Annotated in this window: 4 protein-coding genes; 2 read left to right on the top strand and 2 right to left on the bottom strand. The window is 63.9% G+C overall.

Annotated features, from left to right (window positions below; translation table 11 throughout):
- Positions 1-2 precede the first annotated feature (2 nt).
- Positions 3-1,157: a type IIL restriction-modification enzyme MmeI gene (locus ACT3SQ_RS18975; RefSeq protein ID WP_444592664.1), complete on the bottom strand. Its 1,155-nt coding sequence runs from the start codon at positions 1,155-1,157 to the stop codon at positions 3-5.
- Between the two features lie 82 nt (positions 1,158-1,239).
- Here ACT3SQ_RS18975 and ACT3SQ_RS18970 point away from each other — a divergent pair, with 82 nt between their 5' ends.
- On the top strand, positions 1,240-2,196 hold the full coding sequence (locus ACT3SQ_RS18970) for a DUF6414 family protein (protein ID WP_444502774.1): 957 nt from the start codon (positions 1,240-1,242) through the stop codon (positions 2,194-2,196).
- A gap of 155 nt (positions 2,197-2,351) precedes the next feature.
- Here ACT3SQ_RS18970 and ACT3SQ_RS18965 read toward each other — a convergent pair whose 3' ends face one another.
- The gene (locus ACT3SQ_RS18965; RefSeq protein WP_193107454.1) at positions 2,352-3,494 is read right to left on the bottom strand and encodes an AAA family ATPase; all 1,143 of its coding nucleotides are present in this window, start codon (positions 3,492-3,494) and stop codon (positions 2,352-2,354) included.
- Between the two features lie 456 nt (positions 3,495-3,950).
- On the opposite strand from ACT3SQ_RS18965, the gene ACT3SQ_RS18960 reads away from it, so the two are divergent.
- The gene (locus ACT3SQ_RS18960) at positions 3,951-4,151 is read left to right on the top strand and encodes a hypothetical protein (protein ID WP_193119512.1); all 201 of its coding nucleotides are present in this window, start codon (positions 3,951-3,953) and stop codon (positions 4,149-4,151) included.
- Positions 4,152-4,261: the final 110 nt, after the last annotated feature.

Raw genomic sequence — 4,261 nt, 5'->3', positions numbered from 1 at the left:
GGTTATGCGGCTGCTCCAATGTCTCGTGAGACATCCGACTTGCGCATAAAGGCAGGATCGAAGAACGTCAGCGACCCCAAGTGGTCGAGCAGCTTCTCCAGCTCCCGCTTCTTGGCGTAGGCCTTGGTGAAGCGCTCTTCGAGCTCGTCGAGGAACAAGGGCTTGATGAGCTTGAGGATGTTCGTCTCGGTCGTGTAATGCTCACCCAGCTTGCGGCGAGCCTTCTTGGACTTCACGGCCTGGAACAGGGAACCGAAGATCGCCGGAGAGATGCTGGACCAGTTGAAGTACGCGGCCTGCAGCAGCAGCTCGCGGGAGGCACGGTCGAAGTAGGGGATGTCGACGGGCTCGCCGAATACGGAGCCGTTGACGTAGGGGAACGCCATGATCAGGTCGTCCTCGCGCCCGTAGCGTTTGTCCTCTGGCTTGTTCAGGGCCTGGTAGAGGGTGGCGAGCTGGGCGCCGAGGTCGGAGCCGTCCTCGCTGGTGCGCTCTTCGATGTAGCGGGAGAACAGGTCCCGTTCCCACAGACCGGAGTCGTCGGCGTACAGGCAGAACAGGGTGCGGATCAGGAAGATCGACGCCTGGTGCTCGTCGTAGCCGGTGGACTCCAGGTGCTCGTACAGCTGGGCCATCAGCTGCGCCGCCTTGATCGACGCGGCCTCCTGCTCGGCCGAGCCGAACTTCGCGCGCCGGTAGCCGGCCAGGAACATCAGATCCTCCACGTGCGCCGGCAGCTCCTCGAGCCCGAACTCGAGCAGCCCGTCCTCGCCGGCCTCGACCGAGAGATCCAGTAGCCGGAACCTGCGGAAATCACTGGTGATCACGAAATCCGGGCGCTCATGCTCGGTGAGCGACTCGATGTAGTCCAGCGCCTGCGCCTCAGCCTTGACCAGATCAGAGCCCGCGGACTTCATCTCGACCAGTGCGGTCCCCGAGATCAGTGCGTCGATGTACCCCTGCCCGCCCGTGGAGGCACGCTGCGCACGCTTCTCGTACACCGCCGCCGTGGAGCGGGTGATCCCGAAGACCCGTAGCAGATCGCGTACGAACGACTGCGCCTCGCCGCGCTCGTACCCCTCGGCCTCTCTCCACTGCGCCACGAAGGCACCAGCTCGGGAGCGGATATCGGACAGCACGAGGGGCTTCTGACTCATGGGAAACATGATCCCAGGTCGGCCCACCCGGTAGCCGCGTTCTCGTGTGCTCGACTGTCACGTCTCGCTGAGACACTGAGGCATGCCGCTACGTAATCCTCAGTACCTTAACCGTACCGACTTCTACGATCACGCCGACTATCACGACATTGAGATCCCGCATCGTGTTGAGGTCGTGGCCCGAACCAGCACGACTCGCAGTGGAGGAGCGAAGCTGGGTCTCCAGGCGGTCGGTCTTCCTGTGGGTCTTGAAGGGCAGCTGGGTGACAGCGTCGAGCTGCAGAGTGCCTACGTCCTCGAGGTCGGAGAGAAGTCAACCTTCAGCAAGGTCCTCGATTCCATGGAGGCCGAAGAGCAGGCCGCCCTGACGGTGCTCCCTCGTCCGGGGGACGGGGATGAGCGATGGGTGGCCAGCCGAGACCAGCTCGTCGAGTTGGCGGGCACTATGAAGCTGAGCCCGGTTAGTTCGGTCGGGAAGATGATGAACGTCGTCCTCCAGCTCGTGCAGCGCGAGGACGTCGACATCGATGAACTCTTCTCGAAACGCTCTCGCGATAAGACTGACGACGAGAGCTTAGACGAAGACGAGCCGGAAGCAGACGCTGACGCCGAAGACGTCCCAACGCAGGCCAAGGAGATCCTCAAAGCGGTCTACCTACGCAACCAGATTCCCGAAATCCCGACCCTGTTCAAGCTGGAGCTCGATGGTGACGACGCCCCGTGGAGTGTGTACGTCAACTGCGAGCCTCGTCACTTCATCGGCGCCGGCGCCGCCGCCACCGACTCTGTGGAGGGCGAGGTCACGGTAGTCGGCGTCGTCAGAGAGTTCGTCGGGGACGATCCCACCGATGGATTCATATCGACCGAGAAGTGGACTCTGCACGGGTGGGAACGCACCATGCGGACGATGCTGCGCACTCACATGGATGACCTCACGGAATCGCTCATTCCGCAGTTCGACCCCACATGGGAGTTGGGGGAGGCGAGCTACTACATCGAGGGCCCTGCCGTCATCGTTGACGCGGTCGCGATCTTCTAAGACCCTGACCCACCGATGGGTGGGCTGGGAGTGTTCCGATGCGGACATAATCTAGTGCTCATATTAGAAGTTATGCGATCTTCCTGGTCGGTTGCAGTTCAGCGGGTTTTTGAGGGTCTCTTCGCACCATGGGAGGGGAGGCTGGCTGGGATGGGTCAGGCGTCCTCGTCGGTGAGGCCTTCCAGGGCGTTGTGGGCGGCGTGCTCGCGTAGGTGGTCGGCGGTGTAGGGGATGGTGAAGCGGACTTGTCCGTGGCCAGCGGCTTCGATGATGCCGTCGCGGATGAGCCGTCGGCGGTACTCGCCGGCGTATTGGGCGCTCACGCCCATGCGCTCAGCGATCTTCCCGGTGCGGGATGGGCCGTTGTCTTGGGCCATGGCGAGCAGGTATGTGCGATCAACGCTCGATAGCGGCCGCAGGGCGGGGGTATGGACGTGTCGGCCGAGGCGCCGTTGGGCGGCTGTGATCCCGGCGGTCACGTCCTCGGGAGTCACGGTGTCGGCGGTCTGGTGGGCTTTGAGGGCGTGGTAGCCCACCAGCTGGATCATGAACGGGTATCCGTCGACGGCGTCAGCTGCGACGTCGAGGGCTTGAATGTCGATCTCGCGGCCACTATCGGCGATCGTTCCCGCGAGGGCGGCTCGAACATCAGCGCGGCTCACGCGGCCGATGGGGTGGTGCTCTGCGCGGCGCAGGAACGTCGCCCCGGGATGGTCGAGGAGTTCCTCGATGGGAGTGGAGAGCCCCGCGGCCGCGAAAGCGAGCAGTCGTTCCTCTCGACGGCCGTACTGGATGATCTCGCCTAGCTTGCGGAGATCTTCGATATCGGTGGCCTGGACCTCGTCGATCGTGATCACGAGGCCTCGACCGGAGGGCTGGAGGGCATCGGTGAGCTCGGTGATCTGGGAGCGGAGGGTGGACTCAGCGGGGTAGCGCTCGGTCCAGGACGCACCGCCTCCGAGGGGACCGATGGTGCCACTCGCGGACTCGAGCTGCGACGGCAACTTGTCGGAGTGCTTCTGGAGCAGGCGCGGGAGGTGGTCTCGGGTGAGGCGCTCGAGGAGCCCGTTGCTGGAGCTCTCGGTGATGACCAGCCAGCCTGCGGTCTCAGCGGCTCGCCGGTATGAGTCGAGCAGCACGGTCTTTCCCATCCCTCGCTGCCCGGACAGGAGGATCGTCAGACCGGCGGGATCGAGGAGCCCGTCGAAGGTGTCCTCGAATTCGTCGAGCAGCTGATCGCGGCCTACCAGGAGGTGGGGGTAGGTGCCGAACGATGGCCTGAACAAGTTTCGCAACATCCAAAGAGTATAAAGGAATACGCTCGAATGCAAAGGGATCAAAAGGCTGCCGGGTCGTGGCAACACTAGTCTCGCGCGCCGGTCAGACGCCACCCTGGTGGCGACGCGGCATTGACTGCGTCGGCGCATCGTTCTCGAACCATGGGTCGCTCGGCGTTTTCATGGCCGCGATTCTGGCTCTGACGTTCCGACGCGTTGCACGAAGGCGTGCACCGATAGGTAGGTTGTCGACCCTTCCGGGACAGTACGCCGAGCACGGTCCTGACGCCCCGCTGGCCGTGAGGGGTCCTAATGCTCCGGGCGGCCTCGCGCTGCCGGGAGTCGGCAGATTTTGTCGCAATCCGAATGGTGGTTCGCCCCGAACTGGCAGGTCGATGGTCGGCGACCAGGGTGGTGGAGTTTCGCCGCCGCCCTTATGACACCTGCTCGAATCTATGAGCGCTGCCCGGAGGATCCATGATCATCAGCGAGTTCACTGACCGCGATGGTGACGCGCTCACGATTACCACGAACGCCGAGGGCGCATGGATCACCTGCACCAGCGCCCGGGATGAAGTGACGGTCGGCCCGTTTCCGTTCATAACCCTGGGGGCGGCCCTCGCCGAGGTTGGCCTCACAAGCACCGAGTTGCACGCACCCACGCCTGTGGGGCCGTAATGGCGGCGACACCCGTAGACGTTGTCGGGGGAGTGCGGGGGCGCGATCCGTGCACCCCATGAAGGGGAACCTGACCCTGCGGCTCACCTCCACCCGCCATGCTGCGCATA

This window comes from Brachybacterium sp. AOP42-C2-15, assembly GCF_052377065.1.
Classification (GTDB): Bacteria; Actinomycetota; Actinomycetes; order Actinomycetales; family Dermabacteraceae; genus Brachybacterium.
The sequence above is the reverse complement of the archived record's forward strand: the minus strand, read 5'-3'. Positions and strand labels throughout refer to the sequence as shown.

What these genes read in the sequence shown, in the direction of transcription:
- ACT3SQ_RS18975 (WP_444592664.1), bottom strand. Translation starts at nt 1,157, where the DNA reads ATGAGTCAGAAGCCCCTCGTGCTGTCCGATATCCGCTCCCGAGCTGGT.
- ACT3SQ_RS18970 (WP_444502774.1), top strand. Translation starts at nt 1,240, where the DNA reads ATGCCGCTACGTAATCCTCAGTACCTTAACCGTACCGACTTCTACGAT.
- ACT3SQ_RS18965 (WP_193107454.1), bottom strand. Translation starts at nt 3,494, where the DNA reads ATGTTGCGAAACTTGTTCAGGCCATCGTTCGGCACCTACCCCCACCTC.
- ACT3SQ_RS18960 (WP_193119512.1), top strand. Translation starts at nt 3,951, where the DNA reads ATGATCATCAGCGAGTTCACTGACCGCGATGGTGACGCGCTCACGATT.